The organism is Paenibacillus rhizosphaerae, assembly GCF_014192015.1.
GTDB lineage: Bacteria > Bacillota > Bacilli > Paenibacillales > Paenibacillaceae > Paenibacillus_AQ > Paenibacillus_AQ rhizosphaerae.
The window spans coordinates 361,338-386,434 of sequence record NZ_JACHXJ010000004.1 but is presented as its reverse complement, the minus strand read 5'-3'; the positions used below and the strand labels follow the sequence as shown (position 1 = coordinate 386,434).

27 protein-coding genes are annotated in these 25,097 nt (G+C 55.4%); 2 read left to right on the top strand and 25 right to left on the bottom strand.

What is annotated here, in order from left to right; all coding sequences use genetic code 11:
- Nucleotide 1: 1 nt before the first annotated feature.
- Nucleotides 2-721, bottom strand: a complete 720-nt coding sequence (locus FHS19_RS23865; RefSeq protein ID WP_183584583.1) for an ABC transporter permease — start codon at nucleotides 719-721, stop codon at nucleotides 2-4.
- A complete protein-coding gene (locus FHS19_RS23860) occupies nucleotides 721-1,641 on the bottom strand; it encodes an ABC transporter ATP-binding protein (RefSeq protein ID WP_221224098.1) in 921 nt (306 codons plus the stop codon). Before FHS19_RS23860 ends, FHS19_RS23865 begins: the two co-directional genes overlap by 1 nt.
- Nucleotides 1,642-1,789: 148 nt before the next feature.
- On the opposite strand from FHS19_RS23860, the gene FHS19_RS23855 reads away from it, so the two are divergent.
- Entirely contained in the window at nucleotides 1,790-2,239 is a 450-nt protein-coding gene (locus FHS19_RS23855) for a GNAT family N-acetyltransferase (protein WP_183584286.1), read from the top strand.
- Nucleotides 2,240-2,391: 152 nt separating this feature from the next.
- On the opposite strand, the gene FHS19_RS23850 is transcribed toward FHS19_RS23855, so the two are convergent.
- Together FHS19_RS23850 and FHS19_RS23845 are read right to left on the bottom strand one after the other, a co-directional pair.
- Complete coding sequence (locus FHS19_RS23850; protein WP_183584285.1) at nucleotides 2,392-3,822, bottom strand: sensor histidine kinase; 1,431 nt, start codon at nucleotides 3,820-3,822, stop codon at nucleotides 2,392-2,394.
- Nucleotides 3,819-4,493: a response regulator transcription factor gene (locus FHS19_RS23845; RefSeq protein WP_183584284.1), complete on the bottom strand. Its 675-nt coding sequence runs from the start codon at nucleotides 4,491-4,493 to the stop codon at nucleotides 3,819-3,821. The genes FHS19_RS23850 and FHS19_RS23845 overlap by 4 nt, the downstream gene beginning before the upstream one ends.
- Nucleotides 4,494-4,785: 292 nt before the next feature.
- Here FHS19_RS23845 and FHS19_RS23840 point away from each other — a divergent pair, with 292 nt between their 5' ends.
- Complete coding sequence (locus FHS19_RS23840) at nucleotides 4,786-6,531, top strand: alpha-glycosidase (RefSeq protein WP_183584283.1); 1,746 nt, start codon at nucleotides 4,786-4,788, stop codon at nucleotides 6,529-6,531.
- A 60-nt stretch (nucleotides 6,532-6,591) separates the two neighbouring features.
- On the opposite strand, the gene FHS19_RS23835 is transcribed toward FHS19_RS23840, so the two are convergent.
- From FHS19_RS23835 to FHS19_RS23735, 21 genes are all read right to left on the bottom strand, one after another.
- Complete coding sequence (locus FHS19_RS23835) at nucleotides 6,592-7,743, bottom strand: ABC transporter permease (RefSeq protein WP_183584282.1); 1,152 nt, start codon at nucleotides 7,741-7,743, stop codon at nucleotides 6,592-6,594.
- A gap of 1 nt (nucleotide 7,744) precedes the next feature.
- Nucleotides 7,745-8,872, bottom strand: a complete 1,128-nt coding sequence (locus tag FHS19_RS23830) for an ABC transporter permease (RefSeq protein ID WP_183584281.1) — start codon at nucleotides 8,870-8,872, stop codon at nucleotides 7,745-7,747.
- Nucleotides 8,873-8,900: 28 nt separating this feature from the next.
- Complete coding sequence (locus FHS19_RS23825) at nucleotides 8,901-9,836, bottom strand: ABC transporter ATP-binding protein (protein WP_183584280.1); 936 nt, start codon at nucleotides 9,834-9,836, stop codon at nucleotides 8,901-8,903.
- 188 nt (nucleotides 9,837-10,024) lie between these two features.
- Entirely contained in the window at nucleotides 10,025-11,131 is a 1,107-nt protein-coding gene (locus FHS19_RS23820; RefSeq protein WP_183584279.1) for a sensor histidine kinase, read from the bottom strand.
- Between the two features lie 12 nt (nucleotides 11,132-11,143).
- Complete coding sequence (locus FHS19_RS23815; protein ID WP_183584278.1) at nucleotides 11,144-11,956, bottom strand: response regulator transcription factor; 813 nt, start codon at nucleotides 11,954-11,956, stop codon at nucleotides 11,144-11,146.
- A 214-nt stretch (nucleotides 11,957-12,170) separates the two neighbouring features.
- The gene (locus FHS19_RS23810; RefSeq protein ID WP_183584582.1) at nucleotides 12,171-12,998 is read right to left on the bottom strand and encodes an undecaprenyl-diphosphate phosphatase; all 828 of its coding nucleotides are present in this window, start codon (nucleotides 12,996-12,998) and stop codon (nucleotides 12,171-12,173) included.
- Between the two features lie 30 nt (nucleotides 12,999-13,028).
- Entirely contained in the window at nucleotides 13,029-13,649 is a 621-nt protein-coding gene (locus FHS19_RS23805) for a DedA family protein (protein WP_183584277.1), read from the bottom strand.
- Nucleotides 13,650-13,687: 38 nt separating this feature from the next.
- A complete protein-coding gene (locus FHS19_RS23800) occupies nucleotides 13,688-15,637 on the bottom strand; it encodes an ABC transporter permease (RefSeq protein WP_183584276.1) in 1,950 nt (649 codons plus the stop codon).
- Nucleotides 15,612-16,382, bottom strand: a complete 771-nt coding sequence (locus FHS19_RS23795) for an ABC transporter ATP-binding protein (protein WP_183584275.1) — start codon at nucleotides 16,380-16,382, stop codon at nucleotides 15,612-15,614. The genes FHS19_RS23800 and FHS19_RS23795 overlap by 26 nt, the downstream gene beginning before the upstream one ends.
- A gap of 91 nt (nucleotides 16,383-16,473) precedes the next feature.
- The gene (locus tag FHS19_RS23790) at nucleotides 16,474-17,463 is read right to left on the bottom strand and encodes a sensor histidine kinase (protein WP_183584274.1); all 990 of its coding nucleotides are present in this window, start codon (nucleotides 17,461-17,463) and stop codon (nucleotides 16,474-16,476) included.
- Nucleotides 17,460-18,161, bottom strand: a complete 702-nt coding sequence (locus FHS19_RS23785; RefSeq protein ID WP_183584273.1) for a response regulator transcription factor — start codon at nucleotides 18,159-18,161, stop codon at nucleotides 17,460-17,462. The genes FHS19_RS23790 and FHS19_RS23785 overlap by 4 nt, the downstream gene beginning before the upstream one ends.
- Before the next feature lie 265 nt (nucleotides 18,162-18,426).
- Complete coding sequence (gene sda, locus FHS19_RS23780) at nucleotides 18,427-18,633, bottom strand: sporulation histidine kinase inhibitor Sda (protein ID WP_183584272.1); 207 nt, start codon at nucleotides 18,631-18,633, stop codon at nucleotides 18,427-18,429.
- Between the two features lie 229 nt (nucleotides 18,634-18,862).
- On the bottom strand, nucleotides 18,863-20,077 hold the full coding sequence (locus tag FHS19_RS23775) for a M24 family metallopeptidase (protein ID WP_183584271.1): 1,215 nt from the start codon (nucleotides 20,075-20,077) through the stop codon (nucleotides 18,863-18,865).
- Nucleotides 20,078-20,162: 85 nt separating this feature from the next.
- Nucleotides 20,163-20,915 carry an amino acid ABC transporter ATP-binding protein gene (locus FHS19_RS23770; RefSeq protein ID WP_183584270.1) on the bottom strand — a complete coding sequence of 251 codons (753 nt, stop codon included), beginning with the start codon at nucleotides 20,913-20,915 and terminating at the stop codon, nucleotides 20,163-20,165.
- Between the two features lie 13 nt (nucleotides 20,916-20,928).
- Nucleotides 20,929-21,573 carry an amino acid ABC transporter permease gene (locus FHS19_RS23765; protein ID WP_183584269.1) on the bottom strand — a complete coding sequence of 215 codons (645 nt, stop codon included), beginning with the start codon at nucleotides 21,571-21,573 and terminating at the stop codon, nucleotides 20,929-20,931.
- Nucleotides 21,574-21,608: 35 nt separating this feature from the next.
- Nucleotides 21,609-22,472 carry a transporter substrate-binding domain-containing protein gene (locus FHS19_RS23760; protein WP_145138675.1) on the bottom strand — a complete coding sequence of 288 codons (864 nt, stop codon included), beginning with the start codon at nucleotides 22,470-22,472 and terminating at the stop codon, nucleotides 21,609-21,611.
- A gap of 122 nt (nucleotides 22,473-22,594) precedes the next feature.
- Nucleotides 22,595-23,239 (bottom strand): TetR/AcrR family transcriptional regulator, encoded by a 645-nt coding sequence (locus FHS19_RS23755; protein WP_183584581.1) that lies wholly within the window; start codon nucleotides 23,237-23,239, stop codon nucleotides 22,595-22,597.
- A gap of 155 nt (nucleotides 23,240-23,394) precedes the next feature.
- Nucleotides 23,395-23,772 carry a LytTR family DNA-binding domain-containing protein gene (locus FHS19_RS23750; protein WP_163880297.1) on the bottom strand — a complete coding sequence of 126 codons (378 nt, stop codon included), beginning with the start codon at nucleotides 23,770-23,772 and terminating at the stop codon, nucleotides 23,395-23,397.
- Nucleotides 23,773-23,791: 19 nt separating this feature from the next.
- A complete protein-coding gene (locus tag FHS19_RS23745) occupies nucleotides 23,792-23,932 on the bottom strand; it encodes an AgrD family cyclic lactone autoinducer peptide (protein ID WP_076172725.1) in 141 nt (46 codons plus the stop codon).
- Nucleotides 23,910-24,458 (bottom strand): accessory gene regulator ArgB-like protein, encoded by a 549-nt coding sequence (locus FHS19_RS23740; RefSeq protein ID WP_246426783.1) that lies wholly within the window; start codon nucleotides 24,456-24,458, stop codon nucleotides 23,910-23,912. The genes FHS19_RS23745 and FHS19_RS23740 overlap by 23 nt, the downstream gene beginning before the upstream one ends.
- Complete coding sequence (locus FHS19_RS23735) at nucleotides 24,448-25,077, bottom strand: hypothetical protein (RefSeq protein ID WP_183584268.1); 630 nt, start codon at nucleotides 25,075-25,077, stop codon at nucleotides 24,448-24,450. The genes FHS19_RS23740 and FHS19_RS23735 overlap by 11 nt, the downstream gene beginning before the upstream one ends.
- Between the last annotated feature and the right edge of the window lie 20 nt (nucleotides 25,078-25,097).

Below are 25,097 nucleotides of genomic sequence, written 5' to 3'. Positions count from 1 at the left end.
TCTAGTCCACATCCTTTCCGCGGAATTGCCCCATGCCCGCCAAATAAATAATAAATGCCAAAATGATGCCTCCGCCTACCGGCAGTGCCGGGGACGCCTTTCCATAGAACGCCAGAAGGGGCCAGGCCAGCGGGAACCATTCCGGGTAATTCCCGGCGAACAGCGAAGCGATCGCGGCGGTAATCCCGAGCGTGATCGGCAGCGCCTGGTTTTTAAACGTCAGGGACAGCCACAGCTCCAGGGCAAACAGCGGCAGCGCCGCCAGGAAAGGCACAAAGCTGAGCTTCAGAATCGTCAAATACGGAATATGGTCCGGGCTGAATTTGAGGGCCAGCCCCAGGACGACGGTTCCGCAGGATAATATCAGGCAGGATGCCGCCAAGGCAATGATCCCCAGCAGGTATTTGGCTGTAAACACCGCGCCCCGCGAAATCGGCAGAGCCAGCAGCTGCTTCCAGGAGTTGCTGCCGTGCTCGACGTTGGCGATCTGCGAAGCGATCAGCGTCGTGCCCAGAAACAGGGCGATCGGAACGAACGAGAAGATCTCATCGATCAACCCCGCCCACGGGTCATCCTGATAATGCTGCAGCAGATAGTCGTACCGGAGGCCGAAATTCAGCCCCTGCATCGCCAGCAGCCCGACCGAGCCCAGAAGGACGAGGAGCCAGATCCCTTTGCGGCGCATTTTCAAAAAATCGGCGGACAGCGCGCGCGCCACCATCATGAGAATCCCCCCTGCTCGATCACCTGCATGAAGATATCCTCCAGCGAGCGGCGCTTCTCTTCCACCCGGTAAACCGCATGGTTGTTGTCCACGAGACGCTTGACGAGCAGCGCCACTTCCGGGTCGCTCAGCTGGTCCAGCTTGATCGCTCCGTCTTCCATCCGGCCGGTATAGCCTTGGCCGATCAGGTGCACCAACGCTTCCTGCGGCTCTGACACGACCAGGCGGAATCCGCCCGAAGCCTGCTGCTTCAGGTTGTCGATCGTATCCTGGAACACCATTTCCCCTTCACGGATAATGCCGACGGTCCCGGCCATTTGCTCGACCTCGGAAAGAAGGTGGCTCGAGACCAGCACGGTAATTCCGTGCTGCTTCGGCATGCTGCGGATCAGCTCGCGGATTTCGTGGATCCCGGCCGGATCCAGCCCGTTGGTCGGCTCGTCCAGGATCAGCAGCTCCGGATTTCCGAGCAGAGCGGCGGCAATGCCCAGCCGCTGCTTCATCCCGAGCGAGTACCCTTTGACGGGGCGCTTCGCGTCCTTCGTGAGGGATACGATCTCCAGCACTTCGTGGATGCGTGCCTTCGGCGCATCGAGGATGCGGCGGATCGCCTCCAGATTTTGCACGGCCGTCAGATGGCCGTAATTCGAAGGATATTCGACCAGCGATCCGACCTTGCGCAGGATGTTCATTTTATCCTTCCGCAGGTCCTTGCCGAAAATCTGGATCGAGCCCACGGTCGGACGAATCAGGCCGAGCAGCATCCGGATCGTCGTCGTCTTCCCGGCTCCGTTCGGTCCGAGAAAGCCGTAAATTTCCCCCTTGGCGATTTCCAAATCCAAATTGCGTACGGCATAGCGGCCGCGGTATTTTTTGTTCAAATTTCTCGTCTGTATCACGAGTTCACTCACGATCATCACCTCGATACCCATCTTACCGGGCCAAGGTTAAAAGACAGGCCGCTCCAAGTTTAAATTTCGTTTAAAACTCCATTGCCAAAATACGCGCCAGCCTCTACCATAAATGAGAGAAACTTGTCATCTCTTGACGATTGGAGGCGTAACATTGACGGATTGCACAGTTAGGCAGATTGCAGCATCGGATTACCGTGATATTTACGTATTGAATCAGGATTTCAACCCGGATCTGCGGTTGTTTACCGAAGACCGGGTGAAGAAGAAAATTGAAGCCATTACGGCTCAGACAAAGGATGTCATTTTTGTATGCGAGCAAAATGAAGAAGTCGTCGGGTACATTCACGGCAGTCCCTATGAGCTGCTCTTTTCCGATTCCCTGGTCAACGTTCTGGGGTTTGTCGTAAAAAAATCACACCGGAATCAAGGGGTCGGCAGCATGCTGATCGGCCATCTGGAGCAGTGGGGGAGAAGCCACGGGTTCTCCGGAGTCAAGCTGCTGTCGCATCCGAGCCGCGTCCAGGCCCATCAATTCTACGAACGCCGTGGATACGTGTTCACCAAAGATCAGAAAAACTTCATCAAATCCTTTAACAGCTAAACTGTTCATCACGTGAAAGTATACAAAAAACCGCTCTATTTAAAACTGCACCCCCCTTGTTGGCTTCGGCTAACAGACGGAGGTGCAGTTTTTTATGGTCAAATCCACAGCACAATTTGCTGCAGCAAGCCATCAAATTCAAATCCTAGTCTTCACTTAATCATCAGCCCCGGTTTATTCGGGCCCGCAGGGTACAGCAGGACCCTTGTTCCCTGCGAACTGCTTTCGATCAGCATGGACAGCCCCATCTCCCGTGTCAGGAAGCCGACGATCGCAAGGCCGATCCCCGCGCCCTTGCCGCCGGAAGACGACTGCATACCCTGTCCGCGATCGGAAATGACGATGGCTGTCCTGCCTTCGTCCGTCTCCGTAGCGATACCGATATACAAACCGGAATGGGCGTGCCTCAGCACGTTCTGGAACAGGTTATCCAGAATCCGGCGGAACCACTGGATATCAACAAGCCACCACAGCGGCTCTTCCTGCAGCGAAACATCCACTTCGAAGCCTTCCTTTTCCCATAGAGGATACCAGGCGGCCGCGCTTTCCCTCACGATCCGGAGCACATCCGCCTGCACCGGCTGAAGGGTGTATCTTCCGCTCGTCAGGAGATTATACGACAGCAGGTTATCGATCAGCCCGCCCAGATCGCCGAGCTTGGATTCGGTCAGCTTCAGCATCTCCTGTCCCCGATCGGACAGGGGCTCCTTTTGCAGCGTATGGACATGGCCCCGGATGACGGTCAGCGGCGTTCGCAGGTCATGCGACAGGTTGGCGATCAGCCGCTTGCGCAGCTCCTCTTCTTCCCGCTCACGCTTCAAACTTCGGCCCAGCTTGGCCACCATCCCGTTAAACGCGTTTTCCAGCTGGCCGATCTCATCCTCCCTCTTCACCTGGATCGGCTCCGGCAGACCGTTCTCCCCCTGCACCGTCATGGCATGCTGGAGGTGCAGCAGCCGCCTTCTCATATTCACGAAGAACATCCACGAGACGGCGATAAATGCCAGGAACATCAGTAGAATGAGCAAATAGACAATGTAGGATGTCCGGCCCGACAACGGGTCACTGCGGGGGCTCTGCACTGCCTTCGGCACCTCGATGACCATGAACCCCTTGCCCAAAGATTCTGCATCCCCTATAAAAGCCACCACTGTAAACTTCCCGTAGGATTCCCGGTACTTCTTCATAAAGGCCATCGCATCCGACGCGCCCCACTGCTTCGGAAGGTCCAGCTTGCTGCCCCCGGGCTCCCGGAGGTTGCCCTGCCCGTCAACCCAGAACACGGCGGCCTTATCGTACTTTTGGCTCAGCTCTTTCAGCCTGGCATCAATCTGCGCCGGAGTTTTGTCTTTCAGCCGCTTGGCTTCCTGATGCCACGTTCTCTCGAGACGCAGGCTGGCGTACGGGTTTTCCTGCTCCGGCTCCGCAGGGTACAGCGGATCGATGATGTTCAGATTGACGAACTGGTAACCGATCAGCGCCGCAGGAAACACCACCGGAATAAAAAGCAGCGCGATGATCATAATTAAAAGGTACCTCGACAGCAGCGATCCGCGGAACTTTCCGCTTTTGCCCGTCTTCATGCCTTGATGCGGTAGCCTACACCGCGGATCGTTTCAATGATTTCGGGCGCGGCCGGGTCGCGTTCCAGCTTCTCGCGGAGATAACGGATGTGAACCATCAGCGTTTTGTCTCCGTCGAAATAAGGCTCGCCCCACACGCCCTCATAGATCTGCTCTTTGGTCAGAATCTGGCCCAAATGCCGGAGCATAAACTTGAAAATTTGATACTGTTTGCCGGTCAGGATGATCTCTTCCCCGGTCTCACGGTTCTCGATCCGGTTCTCCCGCTCGTATACCGACAGGTGCTTCAGTTCCAGCACATCGGACGCAACCGATCCCGACCGGCGGAGCAGCACTTCGATGCGGGCCGCCAGCTCATCGGGGTGAAACGGCTTCGTGAGGTAATCGTCGGCAAACTGCAGCCCTTCCAGCTTGTCGTCGATAGACGTCCGCGCGGACAGCATCAGAATCGGCAGCTCCGGGTACGCCTTCTTCAGCCTTTGTCCCACCGTAAATCCGTCCAGGCCCGGCAGCATGACATCGAGAATAACCAGCTTGCAGTTGGCCGCAAGCTCTGCGGCCCTTTCGCCGCTGCGCTGCCAGTCCACCTGATATCCGCGTTCGGTCAGATCCCGGCAGACCCATTCGCCGATCTCGGCGTCGTCTTCGATATATAACAGTGATACGTTCAATGAAATCGTTCCTTTCTGTCTGTTTCAGGCATAAGCTTCCAAGGTAATTTCATTGTGATTATACCTTATTTCGCTGGAAGAGGAGGAGCGTTCACTTATCGGCCGCACAATTTTACAGGTTGAAGCCCAGAAGGAATCATGCTATATTTTAGCTACCTGAGCACGGACGTTTCCTTAACTTACGTTCTCAGCATTTCCAATTTAAAGGCTATGTTACCCTAATGAAGGTACAACCTCGGGCTGAAGTATATCGACCCTGGTTGTGCCTTTTTTGCGTGAGGAGGAAAATGAGATGCTGCTGGAAGCTGTGTACCACCGCCCCAAACTAAACTGGTGTTATGCCTATGACGGACGTACCATCCACCTGAGAATCCGCACCAAACGAGACGACGTGACCTCGGTTTCGGCCATGGCCGGCGACAAGTACATTTGGGATGAGTCGATGGAGTATATCCCGATGATCAAGCTGGTTTCCGACGAACTGTTTGATTACTGGGAATGCGAAGTGACGCCTCCCTACCGCCGGCTGAAATACGGATTTTTGCTGGAGGACGGTAAGGAAAAGTACTGGATGACCGAATACGATTTCCTTCCGGAACCACCTGAGAGTCCGGACCGTTTATTCGAATATCCTTTTATCAATCCGGTCGATATTTTCACCGTGCCGGCATGGGTGAAGGACGCGGTCTTTTATCAAATTTTCCCTGAGCGCTTCGCGAACGGCGATTCGTCGCTGGATCCGAAAGGAACGCTGCCTTGGGGCGGCGAGCCTGAGCGGAACAACTTCTTCGGCGGGGATCTGCAGGGGGTTCTTGACCACCTGGATCATTTAAGTGAGCTGGGCATCAATGCGATTTATTTCACGCCGATTTTCAAGGCGACGACCAACCATAAATACGATACCGAAGATTACTTAACGATCGACCCCCAATTCGGGGATATGGATCTGCTGAAAAAGGTCGTGGCCGCCTGCCACGAGCGGGGAATCCGCGTGCTGCTGGATGCGGTGTTCAATCACTCGGGCCGGACGTTCGCCCCTTTCCTGGACCTGCGGGAAAAGGGGGAGCAGTCGCGCTACAAGGACTGGTTCCATATCCGCAAGTTCCCGATCGGCGTGGAGGACGGCGTACCGAGCTACGACACGTTTGCTTTTGAGCCGCTCATGCCGAAATTGAATACCGAGAACCCCGAGGTGAAGGAGTATCTCCTGAAGGTCGCGGAGTACTGGATCAAGGAAGCCGACATCGACGGCTGGCGCCTGGACGTGGCCAACGAAGTCGACCATCAGTTCTGGCGTGAATTCCGCCAGGTCGTAAAACAGGCTAAACCGGACGCCTATATTCTCGGCGAAATCTGGCATGAGTCCTCGCCCTGGCTGCAGGGAGACCAGTTTGACGCCGTCATGAACTATCCGTTCACCAACGCAGCGCTCGATTTCTTCGTCGACGGAATTACGGATGCCGAAGGATTCGCCCATGCGATCGGCAAACAGCTCTCCCGCTATCCGCGCCAGGCGAACGAAGTGGCGTTCAACCTGCTGGACAGCCATGATACGCCGCGCCTGCTGACCAAATGCAAAGGGAACAAGGATAAAATGAAGCTGGCCGTCCAGTTCCAGTTCACGTTCCCTGGAACCCCGTGCATTTTCTACGGGGATGAGGTCGGCCTCAGCGGCGGTCAGGACCCGGAATGCCGCCAGTGCATGCAGTGGGATTCCGCCAAACAGGACCAGGACCTGCTGGCATTTTACAAGGATCTGATCGCTTTGCGCCATCAGTATGGCGCGCTCCGCACCGGAAGACTGACGTTCCTGTCCGCAGAGGAAGGAAGCACGCAGCTGGCTTACTCCCGCGAGGACGAGAACGACAAGATCGTCATTCTCATGAACAATTCGGCCCAAGAGGACACCCTCTCGGTCAAGGTGGAGGAATCAAGCTGGACGGATATCCGCACAGGCCAAGCCGCGGCTGCCCGCCAAGGCAAGCTTGAAGTGAAGCTGCCGGCATACGGCTGCGCCATGCTGAAAGCGGACAAATAAAAAATAAGGGACCCCAGGCTTCGTACCTGGGGTCCCTTATTTTTTACAATATGCTTAACTTTAGACAAAGTTTCGCGTATCGTTGTTTCGGCCGAACTTATAGGTCGCGATCAGGAAAAACACCACCGCGAAGGCGAGCAGGATCGACAGGTTAAACCATACGCCGGCGAAGCCGGCGCCGGACTGCAGCTTCTCGATCGACTGCAGCACCCAGTTCTGCGGCAGGAAATCGGACACACGGCGGATCGCATCCGGCATGATGCTGATCGGGAAGAAGCAGCCGGAGAGCAGGCAGGTCGGCGTCACGACCAGGTTCGAAAGCGCGCCGGCCATGGCGGTACTCTTTGAGAAGGCCACGATCACCAGGGAAACGCTCACCGATACCAAAGAGAACAGCAGCAGGATGCCGAACATCTGCGCCACCGGCATGCCCGGATCGATCCGGAACACGACGCGCATGAAGAAGAGGACGATCACGATCTGCGCCAGCATGACGATCAGATTCATCAAGATGTTGGCCAGTACGTACGTCCTGGCGTTAATCGGTGAAGACAGCACCCGGAAGTACGTGCGGTTCTCCCGGTTTTTCAGAATGAGCTCCGACAAGCTCACTGCCGAGGTCATCATAAACATCAGCAGAAACCCGATGGACTGGTAGGACATCTCCTTCGTGGTCGACGTGTCATTTACAGATTCGGACGTAACCTTGAAGTCCGCCGACCGGTAGCGGTCGTACAGCTGCTGGAACTTCGCGTCGTTTCCGCCCGAAATTCTGCCCATGGCCGCCACGTTGTCGATATATCCGTAGAGCATGGATTTCATATAGGCCGTCACCTGGGCGCCCTTCACCGACTGAATCGCAATATGGTCCGGGCTGCCGCTCCGAACGCTCTCCGAGTAGCCGGAGTCGATAATCAGCCCGCTGTCAAGATCGCTTGCGGCGAGCTGATCGTGCAGCTCCTGCTGCGTCACGTTCACGACCTTGACATGGTCCAGCCCTTGAACAAACCGAACCGTGTCGGCCGCAATGGTTTGCCCTTCATCCCCGTTGACCACGCCCACCCGCAGCTCCGTTGTTCCCTGCGATCCATAGAGCAGCAGGGATGCCAGAATGCCGGCGATCGGCAGCCCGAAGTACAGAATTATCGTGCTGCGTTTGCGGAATGTGGCCCGGAGCGTCCGGGTCACCAAAAACCAGATATCCTTCCACATGTTACAATCCCTCCCTGCGTCTCATGGCGGCGATGGATGCCCCCAGAAACAATATGGCGAAGCCGAGATAAAGTCCGACCGCCGGCCAGGCGGCGGATACGTCGTTTCCGTAAATCACCTGGGTCAATCCATGATTTCCCCAGCGGATCGGGGACAAATTCACGAGAAATCCCATGATGCCTCCCCCAGAATCGTCCCCGATCGGGAAGTACGCTCCCCCAAAGAAGGACATAAGCTGAACGATCAGAGAGATAATGCCCCGCGACGCGCTGCCTTTGAGCAGATAACTGAAGGCAAGGCCCAGGCTCAGTGCCATGATCACTTCCGAGAAAAGCACGATCAGCACGATGCCTATATGCTCCCCCCAATACGCCTTGAAAACGTACTTGCTGAAGACGAAAATCACGATCACGCACAGAAAACTGGTTGCGATGCCGCCCAGCACCTTGCCCGCAAAAATCTCGCTTTTGCGTATCGGCGCCGTCACCAGCCGCACCGCCGTTCCGCGCAAGATTTCCCTTTGGATCAACCCTCCGGCCGGCATGGCCGCCCACATACCAACCATTACCGTCAGGGCCAGCGCGTAGTAATCGATTGACCCCGGCGTCCGGTCCGCGTCAATCGACAGTTCCTTGATATAATCCGATCCGGCTCCGCCCGCAAACACCGCCTGAACCTGGGCAGGCTCGGTCTGCGCAACCGCCGCCGCCGCATTGTACTTATCGGCAAAGGACGTCAGCATCCCCTGCACGATGTTGCTCTCAATCGTACTGCGGCTGCTGCCGTAGAGGGAAATCCCCTGCCCGCTCAACTCCACGTAATCCACGTAGCGGTTGTTCTCCACTTCGGTCCGGCCGTTCTTCCCCGCCGGGAGCGAATCGAACGTAATCCCCGATTTTCCGGCCTCCTTGGTAAAGGCAGCAAACGCTTCGGACAGCGGTCCTCCTCCGGTGGTGTCCTTCACGACCACCTCCAGGTCACCGACGCTCAAATCTCCGCTGAATGCGTTCGTCAGGGCCAGACCTAGAATGAGCATCAGAATGATCGGAAAGCCAAGCATAAAAATCAGTGTGCGCCAATCCCGGAAATCCTGTTTGATTTCTTTAAATGCAATCGATAAAATATTCACCTCATGAACCTCCTCCCCGCCTAAGCGATTAATCCCGTAAATTTCTTCCCGTCAAGGTCAGAAACACCGTCTCCAGATTGGGCTCCTGCTCTTCCACCGAGCGGATTTCCATGCCGTCATCCAGGAGCTGCTTCAGGATCCGATTCAAGTTGTCAACCGCCGCGTCGCTGTGAATCCGGATCATGTTCTCTTCCTGCAGCACCGTCCGCACGCCCGGGATCGCTTTGAGCGCCCCTGCCGCCGCAGGCAGCGCCGATTTCACTTCGATGCGGATGTCTTTCACGTCGGTAATCGTCGATTTCAGCTGCTCCTTCGTGCCCTCGGCGATGATTTTGCCATGATCCACAATGGCGATCCGCGAGCAGATTTCCTCGACTTCCTCCATATAGTGGCTCGTATAAATAATCGTGCAGCCCGATTCATTCAAATTCCGGACCGAGGTCAGGATATAGTTCCGCGACTGGGGATCGATGCCGACCGTCGGCTCATCCATAATAATCAGCTTCGGCTTATGGGCGATCGCGCAGGCGATATTCAAGCGCCGCTTCATCCCGCCTGAGAAATTCTTCGGCAGACTCTTCGCCTTGTCGCAGAGGCCGACGAATTCGAGCGCTTCCTCCGTCCGTTCTTTGAGCTGGGTTCCGCGCAGACCGTACAATCCGGCAAAGAAGCTCACATTTTCATAGGCCGTCATATCTTCATAGATCGCCAGATCCTGCGGCACGATGCCCAGGTTCAGCTTGGCGAACCGGCTCTGCTTCGTGATGTCCCGGTCCAAAATCCGGATTTCCCCGCTGCTCGGACGCAGCAGTGACGATACCATATTGATCGTCGTGCTTTTGCCGGCGCCGTTGGCCCCAAGAAAGCCGAAGACCTCCCCTTCCCTTACCGTCAGCGACATATTGTCCACGGCGACGAATTCGCCGAATTTTTTGGTCAGCCCCCGAATATCGAGCACGTTCATTTCATCCCACTCCGTTTCGTTGTCCTTTTAACAGATCGAAAGGGCGGCATGCATATCGCTCGCTCAATCTGTCTTGATGCTCTTATCTTAATAAAAAAGGATGACCTTATGTCAGTGCATAAGTTCATCCTTGATCCATGAGAAAATTCATGTCTTTGCCGTGAGGCATGACCTGTATATGAAATTTATCATTCCCTGCCGTATGGAATCAGCGTGGTGACCGTGAATCCCTGGGAGCCGTCGGCGATGACCGTACCGTTCACGGATGCCGTCCGCTCTTCCATGCCGATCAGGCCCAGGCCTTTAACGATCTTGGACGAGCCCAGGCCGTTATCGGAGACAACCGCTTTGATAAAGCGGTTCAGCACGCGGATTTCCACATGCACCGACGTAGCCCCGGAATACTTGGCGCTGTTGGTCAGCGCCTCGGTCACATTTTCATAGATGATCTTCCATTGGAGAGGGGTGATGATTTCCATGTTTCCGTCATGTACGACAGAGGTCATCATCCCCGTTTTGCCGCTAAAGGCTTCAACAGCCGTTTTCAGGCGGCTTAGTCCGAGCTGTTCCATCGGAGGCTTGTTACTCTTCAGCGTGACGCGGATTTCCTCGATAGCCTCCTTTGAGATGCCGATGGCATTCTGGAGGAGACTCTCCGCGGTATGGGGGTCGCTGTGCAGCAGCCGTTTGGCGGCCTCCATCTGGATGAGAGCCCCGGTCATGGCATGCCCGATCCCGTCATGGATCTGCTGGGTAAGCCGGCTGCGTTCCTCCAGCTTGACCATGTATTCCGAAGCCCTGGCGAAATCCCTGTTTTCGTTCAGGCTCCGGGCTAGCCGGTGCATATCCTGGCGTATCAGCTCGTTTTCGTCTTCCTGGCGGACGATCCTGCCCATATACTGCCGGACCAGCACATAATTGAAATAGCTTAGCGCGGCCGCGAACAAATACAGAACCATCATCGAATCCCGCAGAAAGATCAGCGGAATCAGGATGACGAGGAGTACGATCCCGTTCTTCCGGGGATAAAACGAGGCCAGCTCATAACATCCGAAGGGCAGCAACAACGTGAAAAAGGGATGGTACACCGCACAGCCGATCAAAAACAGCTCGATCAGCACGATGGCGCCCTGCTTCAGCCGGCTGCCCTTCACGATGTGCAGCACCAGATTCAGCGCCGAGTAAATGAGAAACAGCAGCACGATCCACGGGTCCGGTTTGGCTGCCGTAAAATAGGTGGCGATCACGACAAAGAGCAGCAGTATCGTTTTGTTGCCGACAGTCCACAGTTCCATGAAATCCGCCGCCTACCGGACCTTGCCGGTCAAATAATAGATGGCGATCTGGGTGCGGTGCGACAGCGCCGTTTTGTTCAGGATCGAAGTAATATAGTTGGCCGTCGTCCCTTCCGAAATAAACAGCTCCTTGGAAATTTCCTTGTTGGACAGCCCCTGGGCAATCAGGGACATCACTTCCAGCTCGCGCTCGGTGAATACGCTGCGGTCAAACGGGCAGTCGGAAGACGGGCCTCCCTTAGCCTGCGCCGCGGATGCCGCCGATGCACCCGCTGTTCCCCGGCCAGCTGCACTCCCCGCGGTCGCAGATGCTCCTTTCCCGCCAGCCTCCTGCACACCCGCTTGGCGGGCTCCGCCATGTTTCTGAGGGGCACCCGCTTCCGTCCGTTTCCCCTGGGCCGCAGGCAGTCCGTCCATCACCGACTTCAGCTTATCCAGCACCACGTCCTGCAGCACGTTATTACCGCTGTGCACGCTCTTGATCGCATCCCGGATGCGCTCGGGGTCATTGTTCTTCAGCAGATACCCTTTGGCGCCGTAACGGATCGCATCGAGAATGTATTCGTCGTCATCAAAGGTCGTCAGGATCAGCGGCTTGGTTCCGGTCTCTTCGGTCAATATTTTGGTCGCTTCCACCCCGTTCATATTCGGCATCCGCACGTCCAAGAGCGCCACATCCACCTCGTTTATCCTGCAATAGTCCACCGCTTCCTGCCCGTCGTTCACCGTAGCCAGCACCTCAAACTCCCCGAATGTATTCAGGATGATTTTCATTCCTTCCCGGATAAACGAGTTATCATCTGCAATCAGCACTCTAATTTTCATGCCAGGCCTCCTTGTCGAACCTATTGTACCTGATGGCCGGCCCGGATTGAAAGGAGTTTCTAAGCGGCATAAAATAGCCCCACAAAGTGGAGCTTATGCTTCGATGCTGATTCCAAATACTTTGCGGGGACCCCAATAACAAGGAAGCCAAGTTATAACTTATACTTTCTTATCTTTAAAAAAGCCCCTCTGCGAGGGGCTTGGAACAAAACGATTACCAGATCATAAGAAAAATAATAGCAGCCAGCACGATCCGGTACACGGCGAACGGTACCAGCTTGATGCGGTTGATGAGCTTCAGGAAGAAGCGGATGGCGATCAGCGCCACGATAAACGAGCTGATAAAGCCTGCCGCGAAAAACGGCATCATATCCATCGTAAAATACTCCCAGTTCTTCAGCAGCGACAATCCGCTGGCACCGAGCATGATCGGCACGGCCATAATAAACGTAAAGTCGGAAGCCGCCCGGTAGCTCATGCCCATCAGAACCCCGCCGGAAATGGTGGAGCCCGAGCGGGAGAATCCCGGCCACAGGGACAGGCACTGGACCAGGCCGACGCCAAAGGCCTGCCCGTATGTAATCTGGTCCACCGTCTCGGCCTTCGGACGCTTCGGCCGCCATACGTCGGCCGCGATCATCAGGAGCGCCCCGATGACCAGCCCGACCAGTACCGTCCGCGTCGAAAACAGATGCTCGTCAATATAGTCGTTAAACAGCAGACCGAGCACGCCTGCCGGGATCAGGCCGACGAGAACCTGGGTCAGCTTCAAGCGTCCCTGCGCACGGCTGCCTCCTGCCTCCGGCTTCCTTCTCCGCAGACCGAGCAGGTCGAGAAACCGGCTCCAGAACACGACAACCACGGCCAGGATCGAGCCCAGCTGAATGACGACTTTAAACGTATTGGCTACGGGCGAAGCCAGAAACTCCCCGGTCTTCAGCCACATGTCGTCCACAATAATCATATGCCCGGTCGATGATACCGGGGCAAACTCCGTCAATCCTTCGACGATCCCGAGGATCACCGCTTTAATGATTTCCATCAAATCCAAAACGTTCACAACTCCTTCAGCTTACTTTTCAACCCGCATACCTCGCGCTCGCCGGAGGTACAGGAACAGCACGCATACAATGACCAGGCCGATCACGGCGTATGCGGCATGCGAATACACGTCCATATAGTGCAGAATGCTCTCCCAAGAATCGCCCAAGGCCGCTCCCAAATACACGAGCACCGTGTTCCAGATGAGTGTACCAACGGTCGTAAAGAACAGGAACAGACCGAACTTCATTCGGGCCATCCCGGCCGGAATCGAGATCAGGGACCGTACGAGCGGAATCATCCGGCAGAAGAACACCGTAAAGTAGCCGTAACGGCTGAACCACTTCTCCGACTTGGCGATATCGGAGGATTTTACCCGCAGGATGCGTCCCCACTTGGCCACGATCCGCTCCAGACGGTTCACGTCAAGCAGCAGGCCGATGCCGTACAGAATGACCGCTCCGATCACGGAGCCGACAGTAGCTGCCGCGATGACGCCCGGGATGGTCAGATGCGATTTCGTTGTCATAAAGCCCCCGAACGTAAGGATCAGCTCCGACGGAATCGGGGGAAATACATTTTCAAGAGCAATAATGAGCGCAATGCCGATATAACCGAACTGTTCCACGACGCTGGTAATCCACTGCTCCATGGAATTCCCTCCCATATGGTTTATAATGAAGCCCTTCTTTAAATCAGGGTCTTTCTTACGTTCCGCAAATAGTTGTAACGGATGAAAAAAAAGTACGCCACCTGGGCCGTCACGAAGCACGCCAGCACCGCCCCCATTTCCCAAGCGATGGAGAGATAATAGAAGCTCTGCAGCGCCATAAAGGCGAAAATGCTGTGCAGGGCGGCAAGCAATATCGGCACGAAAAAGAGCATCGCGAGCTGGCCGGTCACGATCCGGTTCAGCTCCCGGTCCGTCAGTCCCATCTTGGCGATCGTATCGTATTGGCGCCGGTCATAGTCCAGGTCTGCATAGAGGCGGAAATACAGGAAGCTGCCCGCCGCGATAAAAAACACCGTTCCCACCAGCAGCGCTGCAAACAGCATCGCCCGGTAAGACGTCATCTGCGTCACATACAGCGTACCGCTCACCGTCATGGCATACGGCTGTCCGGCGTCATACCGGACTTCACCGCGCGGCGCGATCCGCTCTCCGAGGCCCATCGTACGCTCGAAATCGTCCACGTAGAATCCGGTGTACCGGTCCACTGACACGGGAGACGTCAGACGGTCAAACAGGCGGTCGCTGACCACGAGGCCGCTGAAATCACCCTCCCGCTTCCATTTCATCTCCCGCAGGACATGCTCAGGCACGGGTACCCGTGACGTGTACCCGATCTCCCGGATTTGCAGCCCCTCTTCTGCCAGCGTATAGACCTCCTTCTCCCGGATCCGGGTGTAGGTACGGTCGCGCTCGGAACTGATCATCACCAGGGCGTTAATGCCTTCCAGCGGCTTCTCCAGGTCACTGTCCCCGGCGGCTTCCACCGCCTGCTTGTAGCTGGAGTAAGAGACAACCGGAAGCAGCGCGCTGTCCCCTTCGCCGGCTGGCAGGCCGACCTGGATGTTTTTGACCGGAAAGCTGACGATCGCTGGTCTGAGTCCCTTCGCACGAAGTTCGTCCTCAAGCTGCCGCACATGCTGCGCTTCCAGAGAATTCCCGCCCTTGGACAGATAGCTGACCGCCGCCGGGTAGTCCTCCCGGAACTGGCCGGAGAGGGTATTAATGGAAGCAAACACGCCGACCGCACAGAATGAGACGGTTGAAATGATCGTCACCATGAACAGCATGTTCGCGTTGTCTTTGAGCCGGTAAGCCAGATTCGAGACCGTCACAATATTCGTCTTTTTCCAGAAAAAGAGCCTCCGCTTCTGCAGCAGCCGAACGATCCAGACGCCAAGCTGGGTGTATAGGAAATACGTGCCGGCGACGGTCATGATGACGACGGGAACCATGCGGATGTAGATCGTATTCACCGTGGTGGTCGCGGCCAGCGCATAGGATGCAAGCAGCAGCACGGCCGCCAGCAGCGACTGGATGCCGGACGTCCGCGGTGGCGTCTTCGGCCTCTGTCCAGACTGAAACAGCTCGATGAGCGTCCGGTTCCGGAGCATGACGGAGGTGCAGACCGAAATCAGCAGGAACAGCAGCACAAATGCGCCAGCCGTCAGCGCCAGCGCCTGCCAGGGCAGGTAAAACGGAATCGGCGCCATCCCGAAGGAACGGGAGCCGATCATCAGAAAGAGCTTGCCTGTGATGAGGCCGGCGGCCATGCCTGTCAGGATGGCTCCGAGGCCGATCAGCATGTTCTCCATCAGGACCATCCGGTTCAGCTGCCCCTTGGTCATCCCGTGCATCAGCAGTATACCGATCTCCCGCTTCCGCGAGGTCAAAAAGGAACCTACCGAATACAGCACGAAAAAAAAGGAAAACAGATACATGATGCATTCGGCGGTGATCATCGTCTGCATCACGATCGGGTAGATCAGCTGCCCGCGGATATAGGGGCTGAACAGGAACAAGGCGCAGATGAAGAAGATCATGACCGAGAAGGCGCTGCTGAGAAAATAAGCCGCATAGGTCCGCTTGCTGCGGGCGACGTTTCTATAAACGAACTGTAGAAAGGACACGGTTGTCTCCCCCCAGCAGCGACAGCATGTCGATGATTTTCTGGAAAAACGCCTGCCGGTTGCTGCCCTGATAGATTTCGTTATAGCATTTGCCGTCCTTGATAAAAATGACCCGATGGCAGAAGCTCGCCGCGACCGGATCATGGGTCACCATCAGCACCGTCGCCTGCTCCTGCCGGTTCATCTGATCCAGTGTCTCCATGACGTCCTTGGACGCCTTGGAGTCAAGATTACCCGTCGGCTCATCCGCCAAAATCAGCGAAGGCCGGTGGATCAGCGCCCGTGCGATGGCCGTCCGCTGCATCTGTCCCCCCGAAATCTCGTAGGTGCGCTTGTCCAGAATCCCGTGAATGCCGAGCTTCTCAGCCACTTCCTCCAGTCTGCGCTCCATCTCCCGGACAGGCACCCCGTCCAGCGACAGGGACAGCACGATGTTCTCCCCGACGCTCAACGTATCGAGCAGGTTGAAGTGCTGGAACACGAAGCCCAGCTCGCGCCTGCGGAACAGCGCGGTCTGTTTGCGGCTCAACTGATGCGGGTTGGTCCCGTTAATCCAGACTTCGCCGGCCGTCGGCTCGTCGATGGTCGCGATCACGTTGAGCAGCGTCGTCTTGCCGCTCCCCGAGGGGCCCATCACACCCACGAATTCGCCGGCCGACACCGCGAACTGGATATGGTCGAGCGCCTGCAGCGGTACGCGGCCTTCATAGATTTTCGACAAATGCTTCACTTCCAGAATCGTCACGTGCTCCAGGCTCCTCCGCTTTGATTTCCTGTCATAGGCTTATTATAGGCAGTGCCTCCTTCGGCCTGCCATCGCGCAACATTACACTAGCTTACACATTTGTAAGCTTGAACTTGATCCGGACGGTCGTTCCCCGTCCTTCCTCCGATTCGATCTCGACGCTGTGTCCCATGCGGCTGCAAATCTGCTGGACCAGATAGAGTCCCATCCCGGTCGATTCCTGGTACAACCGGCCGTTCTCGCCGGTAAAATACGGGTCGAACACGCGCGGCAGATCGCCCTGTGGAATGCCGATCCCCTCGTCCTGAATGTCCAGCACCGCCTCGCTGCCGCTCTGATATCCGCGGAACCGGATTTGCCGGTGCTCCTCCCCTGCGGAATACCGGACCGCGTTCGTGACCAGCTGGGTCATGACAAAGGACAGCCACTTCTCGTCGGAAGCAATCCGAAGCGGCCGTTCGAACTCGATGACAGGAAAGATGCGGCTCCGTATAAACAGCCGGCGCTGGGAGGACGTCACCGAGCGCACCACCCGCTCCAGATCCAGCTCCTCCACATAAAAATCCCTTTCGAATGTGTCGAGCCGGGCGGTGTACAGCACCATGTCCAGCCCCTTCCGGATCCGGTCGAGCTCATCGCCGATCGCGGTGAACTCCGGCTTGTCCTGATGCTGAATGATCAGATGGATGACCGACACGGGCGTCTTCATCTGATGCACCCACTGGTTAATGAATTGAATATGGGAATTGAGCTTGTGCTTATACTGCTGCAGCTCGGTTTGATAGCGGCGGTACTGCCCCTTGATCAGACGGTGCAGGCTCAGGGACAAGGGGGTCTGCTGCTTGTTGTTCAGCAGCTCTTCCGTCGTCGGGGACGGCGCGGACAGCCGCGCATAGAACGTCCGGTTGCGCCAGTATCGGATCAGCAGATACCCGGCGAGCAGGCAGCTGCTGAGCAGGGCCGCATATAGGCTGACCTCGGCGTTCCGGTATCCGTCCAGCCGGTACACCAGAGTAATAAGAAATAATTGCAGAATATAGAGGGCGATAAGCGGGGCCTGGTCTCTCAGATACAGCTTCATGATTGCCCCTCCCAGTTTGGAAGCAGCCGGTAACCCTGACCCCTGACGGTCTGGACGGCATCCTGGACGCCGAGCCCCGACAGTTTTTTGCGGACGCGGGTGACATAGACGTTCAGGGTGTTGTCATCCACGAACGACTGGTCGTCCCAGATCCGGTCCAGCAGCCGGTCACGGCTGACGACCTGCTCCGGGCGGGTCAGCAGCTCCTCCAATATTTTGGCTTCGGTATGGCTGAGCTCCACCTTGTGCCCGTTCAAAGCCACATAGAGCCGGTCCACGTCCAGCGTAAGCCCTGAGACGGTGACGGACCGCGTCTGCTGGGACGCGGCATAGGAACCGTAAGCCCGGCGGAGCTGGCTGCTGATTTTGGCCACGGCGATCTCGTAATCGAACGGTTTGGTTAAATAATCGTCCGCCCCGTTTTCCAGCGCCATCACCTGGTCCATCTTGCCCTCCCGGGCCGATATGAAAATAATCGGGCATGTCGACAGGCCGCGAATTTGCCGGCACCAATAGTATCCGTCGTATTTCGGCAAATTGATGTCGAGCAGCACCAGGTGAGGCTCGTAGCTCCGAAAGTCGCCCAGAACTGCAGCGAAATCCGTCACGGAACGCGTGTCATATTCGAATTTATGCAAATGCTCCTCCAGCAGGCTGACCAGCTTCTTGTCATCTTCGACAATGAAAATTTTAAACATGACGAAAAATCTCCTTTGGAAAAGGTAAAGGTGTTTTCTCACTCCTTTGGTATTGTATCATGTCCGGCCTGCCGGGCCGAATTCCAGGCTGGAATGCCATAAAAAAGGAGCTGCAGCCCCAAAGGGCGCAGCTCCTTGTCTCAAACGATCCATTTGCATACATTCACTGAAAACCAGACCGCGTGCAGCGAAAATCTTATTATTCGAATATGGAATGGTCCAGCATCGCTGGTCCCTTATTCTCTTTAGTCAGGTGCACAACCAATTATGCAAAGTACAGTTCGGCTGCTTCCAGCTCACTGCTGCCGGATACCTGATAATTCCCCTGAAGCAGAGCACCGTCTTCATCCTGCAGCATGATTCCCCGGCGCTGCATCTCCGACATCAGCAGGGCCAGGAATTCCGGGTCCAGCCCCAGCTGCTTGGCCAGCGTAACGCATTCCAGCAGCTGTTCATCAGACAAGATTTGCATTTCAATCCCCCCGATCTTCCAAGGCTCCCTAAGAGACCTGGAGATCTCCAGGCGGAAGGAAACCTTAATGATGAGTAACCGATTTTGCTAGGAAAATGGGCTTACCTTATTTAAAAACAAGTCACGCGGTTTGTAAATGTACTTTCATCGGGATGAATGTTTTCCAATAAGGTGATAGATTTTATATCATTTTCCTTGGAATACATAACTTTACTACTCTAGTTCATTATTACAAAGATACCAGATCCGTACTCAAGCGGTTCATCCGCTCCACGCCGTTCTCCGTGATCAGAAGCATATCCTCAATCATGATGGCTCCAATTCCGTAGCCGTAGTAAGGTGTCTCGATGCAGACGACCATGTTCGGCTCAAAAACCGCCGTCTCGGACGGGCTGATGAACGGCCCTTCCTCCGCAGCCAGGCTCAGCCCTGCACTATGCCCCAGATGGCCCCGGTTGTACTGGCTCAGCCCCGCCGCACGGATGACGCTCATCCCCTCTTGGAATGCCGCCTTCATCGGCATCCCGGGCTCGATCGTCTGCAGCAGGCGGTCATGCCCGCGCCGGAGGGCTTCATAGATCCGCTTCGTGGCATCCGCAGGCTCGCCCAGTACGAAGGTGCGGGCGATGTCCGAGCCGTAGCCGGCCACCTCGACGCCCACGTCGAACTTGATCACGTCCCCCGGCCGGCTTGGCCGGGTATCAAACACTTGTACAGGGGCAAAGTGGTCCCCGACCGAAATCATATGGAACCGCGGCGTCGACCCGTCCGGATTCCGCATCAGCGATCTCCGGAACGCGTCCACGATCCCTGCGGCGGAGACGCCCGGCTCGATTTCGCGGACGGCGTACTCGACACCCGCTTCCGCATAGGCGCATGCCCTGCGCAGCTGCTGAATTTCCCACGGCGTCTTGATCGCCCGCAGCCGCGTGAAGATCGGCCCCGCCTCGGTCAGCTCGGATATGTCCGGGCACGCCTTGCGCAGCGCCAGCACAGAAGAATGCCGCATCAAGTCCAGCTCGACCGCCATTCGCCCCCGGGAGATGCCGTACTCCTCCAGCACCTGCTGAAGGACGCCGAACATTTCCTCCGCCTGCGGAGACACCGGCCGCTTCCCTTGATAGCTGCCGCCTTTCAAATGAAGCGGATCATCCACGTCCACCCAAGTAGGATAGGTGCGAACTTCATACCGTTCGGGATCCCCGGCAAATCCGGCGGCTTCGAAATCGTTCATGATGACGACTGCCTTCCGCCTTGGATCGCGGAAATGAACCGCCAGCCCAACCTCACTCATGCGGAGGGTATACATAAAGGCGCTCTGATGCCCTGAGAGATAATAAAAATTTTCGCTGCTGGTCGCGACCAGCGCGTCGATATTTTCACTGTCCATGATCCGCCGTACCCGCTCCGAAATCATGTCCAGATGCTGCTGATGATCATTCATGCTGCGCTTCAACTCCTTCGGATCAGGCTGTCCTGTCTCCGTATTTCCGTTCTTAAGTCCGTGTATCATCGTTCGTATTCCAGCCTTAGACCGGCTCCTGCGCCATCTGGCGGAGGAACTTGCGCGCCCGTTCCGTCTTCGGTCCGGCAAAGAAATGCTCCGGCGCCCCTTCTTCCTGAATGATGCCTTCACTCATAAACACGATCCGATTCGCCACTTCCTGCGCGAATTTCATCTCGTGCGTAACGACGACCATCGTCATTCCTTCTTCAGCCAGCTGCCGCATCACCTGCAGCACCTCGCCGGTCAGCTCCGGATCCAGCGCCGATGTCGGCTCGTCAAACAGCATGATCTTCGGCTCCATCGCCAAAGCGCGGGCGATCGCCACCCGCTGCTGCTGCCCGCCGGACAGCCGCGAAGGATACTCGTCCCTCTTCTCCGCCAGGCCTACCTTGCCAAGCAGCCTTTCAGCAATTTCAACCGCCTGTTCCTTCGGCATATTTTTCACTGTCATCGGGGCCATGATCACATTGTCCAGGACGGTGAGATGAGGGAACAGGTTGAACGACTGAAACACCATGCCCGTCAGGCTGCGCAGCTCGTGGACCGCCTTTTTTCGCTCTTTGGCGCGCATCATGGCTTCGATGCGGACGCTGTCGATGCGGACCGAGCCGGCATCAGCCTGCTCCAGGCCGTTCAGGCACCGGAGCAAGGTACTCTTGCCCGAGCCGCTGGGACCCAGAAGCACTACGATTTCTCCCTGCCGGATGTCCAGGCTCACATCCTTCAGAACCGATAACGATCCGAAGCTCTTGCTTAAATGGCTGACTTCAATCATGCCTTCACCCCCCTTAATAAGCCTTGGACAGCTTTCGCTCAATGACGTTCAAGATCGCCGAAAAGCCTGTGCTCATCACCCAGTACATGATGGCGATCGCAAGGTAGAACGGCATCGCCACGTAATACTGCGCGATCAGCAGCTGTGCCGAACGCAGCAGCTCCGTGACCGTAACGATTGACACCAGCGACGTTTCCTTCAGAATACCGATGAACGTGTTACCCATCGGCGGAATCGCCGTCCGGGCCGCCTGGGGCAGAACGACCTTGCGCATCGTCTGCCATGGCGTCAGTCCCAGAGACAGCGCCGCCTCGGTCTGCCCTTTATCCACGGACAAAATCGCTCCGCGGAAGGTCTCGGACAAATAAGCGCCGATATTAATGCTAAGCGAAATATAGGCCGCCGTCATCGGCTGCAGAGCAATCCCGTAATCGGGCAAGCCGTAGTAAATGATGAAGATTTGCACGATAATCGGGGTTCCGCGGATGATGGACACATATACCCTGGCGATGCCGGCGACCAGCCGGTTTCCTTTTAACCGGGCGATGGCTGTGAACAAACCGATAAACAACCCAAAAAACATGGAGACAATCGTGATGAGCAGGGTGTAGTAGGCTCCCGTAAACAGAAAACCCAAATTATCCATTACCAATTTCATTTAAAACGGCCTCCCACAGCTGTAAGACTCATAACTTAAAAGCTCGGATCGACACCAAACCATTTTTGGTGGATTTCCTTCAGCGTTCCGTCGGTCTTCATTTCGTCCAGCGCTTTGTTGATCGCATCCAGCAGCTCCGGATTGTTCTTGCGCATGGCGACACCGGCATAATCGTCCTTGATGGAATCGCCGACCGCTTTGATCTTCAGGTGGTTTTGGTCGATAAGTGGCTTCAGGGCAAACATGTTGTTGATCGTTGCGTCAATCCGGCCCGTGTTCAAATCCATCAGAGACGAAATGACGTCGTTGTATGTTGCGATTTCAAACTTGCCGACTTTAGGCATCGCTTCGTCGCGCAGGTATTTCTCGTCATTGGTGCCAAGTCCGACACCGATCTTCTTGCCTTTGAAATCGTCGATCGATTTGATCGTATCGTTGTCGCTCTTCACGACCACATTCACAGAGTTCTTGATGTAAGGCTCCGAGAAGTCCATCGTTTTCTTCCGGTCATCCGTGATCGTTACCTGGCTGATCAGCACGTCGTATTTTCCCTGCTGCAGACCTTCGATCAGACCCGAAAATTCACCGGTAATGAACTCAGCCTCAACCCCGAGCTTCTTGGCGATCGCTTTGGCGATGTCGGCGTCGTATCCGTCTACTTCCTTTTTGTCGTTCAAGAAGTTATACGGGGCATACGTGCCCATCAATCCCACCTTGATTTTTCCGTTCTTCTTGACCTGCTCAAGCAGATTGCCTGACGACGAAGACGCCTGATTGCCGCTTCCTCCGGAAGCATTGCTGCCCGATGACGCCGAATCTTTGCCGCAGCCGGCCAGCACCAGAGCGATAACAGCGATCAGCGACAGCGACATAAATAGTGATTTGACTCTAAACTTCATTTCTATATCCCCCTTTAGATAGATAGACTGAACTAAAGTTTTTATTGAAGTCCCTGTAATAACTGGCCCAAAAGAGGCCTATATTATTCATTTCTTTAGTTCAATCTATATAGGTTGTCATATTAACCCAGCAGCCCGCGGAACTCGAACCGGGCCGTTTCTTCAGCAATCTGCGAGGCGGTGTATACCGGCTCGTAATCCACATCATGCAGCGGACCGAACAACCATTTGGTCAAAACGCCCGTGATGAGCGAAACGAGAATGTTCACGCGCAGCGATACGTCTGTAGACTGCGGCAGCATGCCCAGCTCAATGGCACGGAGCACATTTTTCTTAAAGGCTTCTTCAAACGCGATCCACACTTCGGATACCGCCGAACGAACCTTTGGATCAGCACCCTGCCCCTTGATCAGCAGAAAGGCCATCAGATTCCGGTTCTCATTGGCAAACGAGAACAGATTGGTCAGCAGGTTGGCTGAGGAACTCACCATGTCGTCTACAGATCCCGCGTGCTTGCGGTATCCCTGCTCAATGACCTCGACCAGCTTGTCCCGGCCGTTCTCCACCAAGCGGATGGCCATCTGTTCCTTCCCTTCAAAATACCAGTAGAACGTCCCCTGCGAGACGCCGGCCGCCTTCACCACTTCCGATATCTTTGTATTATGGTAACCTTTGCGTGCAAACAGCTCGAGGGCGGCCTGCCTCAGCTCCTGCTCGCGCTGCGGTTCTTCATTGGTTTGCGATGGCAGAATCAGGACCCCTTTCATCACTTGACTGACGAGTCAGTTAATTTAATTCCGATTGGTTTACTATAGTATATGAAGCCTTTGGGGTCAAGCGAAATTTCTTCCTCGCCGCAGATCCGCGCTTATTGGGAACCCTTAAAGAAACAAAAAAAGGAGCTGCTCATCGCAGCCCCTTTTCAGACGATCAATATTCCCGGGTTATAGGCTAATAGCTCCTCTTTAATCTTGTTGTACCTTTTAAACGCCATGGTGCAGCATTTGGAGCCTTTATGGATTTCCGGCTCAAAATACGCCTTCTTGTACACGCTGTCGATCAGCATAATCCTGTCCACGTTAACGAGATTCCGGTCCACGTTGCGGAACGTATACCCGCTTGCGCTCAGCATGCCGGACCAGTATTTGAGCGTGCCGTTCATATAAAACTGCTCCTCCATCGTATGAACGACAACCCGATCCGCCGGAATGCTGAATTCCATAAACAAGATATCGTGCACTCGAAGATTGACGATGCCTGATTCCCCTTCAATATCTCGTGAAACCGTAAGATATTGCATCTGAATCAGCTCCTCCATTTCACTTCAGCAGTTCCTCCGGCGTCTCACCGCTGTAAACATACACGGGACTGGCAACACTTACGAGATACACAGCTACCAGCGTTAATGCCGAGGCAATAGCTGTGAATGTGCTGTGCTTAACTTTGCTGATCAGTGACATGGCGTTTCACCTCCTTTCGGTGAATCAGGCTGAGGGCTTGGACAAAAAAGACGACGGCAAGCGTCTGCGATTGGATCAGGACGTTGGCCAGCACAATGAGGACTCCGATCACCCGCAGCTTGGGGTAATGCCTGCGTGGTATTCTGGATTGCTTTTCGATTTTGCTCGGGGCGAATACGGCCACGAGCACCATGCTGAGAACGTTCAATACCTGAACATAGAAGACGGACAGATCGATGAACGACACTAGAGTGAACAAGGCGGTGGTGACGAGCACGCACCATTCCCCGGTTTTCAGATGAATACCGCCCGTGAATTGGCGCAGCAGCGCAAATCCGATCAGCGCTGTCGCCGCGCGGCCCATATGCCCTGTAAAGAACGCGATCAGCAGGGTCAGGGCAATGATCAAAACCACGTTCAGAATGACGGCAATCGCATGTTTAAGGATGTTCACTGAGGATTTATGATCCGGAACCTGCCGCTTGATCCCTTCGGCGATCCGGAAGGCAGCCGTTTCAATCAGCATGGATATCCTCCTCTTCCTTTCGGATGGTGTAATACAAAAAGAGTCCGAACGTGCAGGCGAAAAATAAAACGTTGATCCACACCTTGTTGTAATAGAAAATAAATTCCACCGAGACGAGCGTGACCATAATCAGCAGCACCAGCACGATGTGCTCTTTTTTGAAACGCAGCCTTTCAAAGTCAAAGGCGAACCCGATGCCAAACTTGTACATGAGCCACGACAGCCCGAGTCCCGTTAACGCCGAGACAACCTGCAAGCTGTAGGAGTTGGCGTCCGTGGCGTTGACCTCTTGAACCGATCCGAACAGCCATAGCACATAGACGGTCTGGATAAGCGCATACAGCGCATAGCCCAGAATTGTACAGATGGCGGACCAGGCCAATGGAATCTTCATCACGGTCGTGTACAGCAGGATGTAGATCAGAATCGTGATTAACGGCGCCGCAAACGACAGTGACAGCTCGTCCCTCAGGACGTAGCTCTGCACATTCGCCAGCAGCGTGATACACAGAGCCTGCCACAAGTAATCCGAAGTTTTGAACCGAAAAAGCGACATCGTCAGCGAATAAATCGCAAATGTCTCGAGCGTTGAAAAAAACATGAAGCCAAGAGCTTCCACCTTACTTCCTCCTACTACCG